This is a genomic window from Moorena sp. SIO4A1, assembly GCF_010672065.1.
Classification (GTDB): domain Bacteria; phylum Cyanobacteriota; class Cyanobacteriia; order Cyanobacteriales; family Coleofasciculaceae; genus Moorena.
Genome location: NZ_JAAHHX010000816.1, coordinates 1 through 1,295 on the forward strand (window position 1 = coordinate 1; position 1,295 = coordinate 1,295).

The 1,295-nt window shown below is 46.3% G+C and carries 2 protein-coding genes; both read right to left on the reverse strand.

All coding sequences use genetic code 11. The features are described from left to right. Window positions 1-59 precede the first annotated feature (59 nt). The gene (locus F6K53_RS43160) at window positions 60-209 is read right to left on the reverse strand and encodes a hypothetical protein (RefSeq protein ID WP_198954136.1); all 150 of its coding nucleotides are present in this window, start codon (window positions 207-209) and stop codon (window positions 60-62) included. A gap of 217 nt (window positions 210-426) precedes the next feature. Further along, on the reverse strand, window positions 427-1,029 hold the full coding sequence (locus tag F6K53_RS43165) for a M48 family metalloprotease (RefSeq protein WP_330359450.1): 603 nt from the start codon (window positions 1,027-1,029) through the stop codon (window positions 427-429). Window positions 1,030-1,295: the final 266 nt, after the last annotated feature.

Below are 1,295 nucleotides of genomic sequence, written 5' to 3' on the forward strand. Positions count from 1 at the left end.
TGTCAAACCAACTCCTAACGCAGTATACCTTGAGGCTGATTAATCTAGCACCACACTCCTTACCGTTGCCGTTTAATATACCGAGCAAACCGCTCCCGACCCTCTTGCAGATTACCAGGAATACCATTAGGGTAAGTTTTAGCAATCAGACTCTGGAGTTGTTCAATCCGATTACTAGGGTTAGGGTGAGTAGTGACATACTCCCACACTGAATCGAAGATTACAGTGTGGGCTTCTTACCAACTCCAGCCATCGCTTAGGATACTCGGTAAGCTTTATTAACGACACGGGATGCCCCTCCGCGCCGGAACAATACAATAAGTTCTATTTTTAATTAGTAGGTGGCGGTTAGCTCTTAATTTGTTTTCCCTACTATTTTTAGTATAACGTTTTTCAGCCTGTTTATCAGAGTTCCAGCTCCGCGATTCATCCCACACTCATGCTGCGCATTGAGATGTGGGGCTTCTCGCGGAGGAAGCTAAAAAACTCCGGTGGTTGCCCACCCTGTCGAATCGAGTTAAGGACTTGCATCAGTTCAACGATTCCCCTAGGGTTATAGCCCGCTTGTGTCATAAATCGAAAACCAAGGCGGTCGCTTTCTAATTCATCCTCACGTCCATACTTAAGGCTAACCATTTGATTAATCGCTTGGGCAAGTAGTGCTGCTTGCCTGCCACTCTGGGCATCATCACTGGCAGCAATACCAACAGCATTAACCAATGCTACCCCAAGTTTCTGCTTGGCCAGATGTTCTGCACCATGTCGTCCCACCACGTGACCAATCTCATGGCCCAACACCCCCGCCAGCTGAGCTTCTGAATTAAGTCGCCTGAGCATGGCCAGGGTCAGAAAAATTTGTCCCCCTGGTAGAGCAAAGGCATTCACCGTGCGGGGGTCACTCAACAAATAGAACTCAAACGGATAAGGTGAACCAGAGGCTGCCGACTTTTTGACAATCTGCTCTCCCACTTGAGAAATATATCCTTGAAGGGCTTTATCTTGGTAAAGACCACCGTGTTGAGCGGCCATTTCCGTGCTTGTAACCCAATCACCACTTCCTGACGGGGGGAAAGTTGGATGCGCTGCTTTTCCCCAGTTACTGGGTTTTCAGAGACACTGGTAAAGTAGCTGATCAACCCAAACAAGCCGACTATGAATGCAATTCCTAAACGAAGGATTAGTCTACGCACCGATTATCTCCCAAATTCATCCATAGCAAAATACTATAAGACTATTGTTATGGAAGATATGATTAATGATTAGAACCGTTATGATTAGAGCTATCATTTAACAAG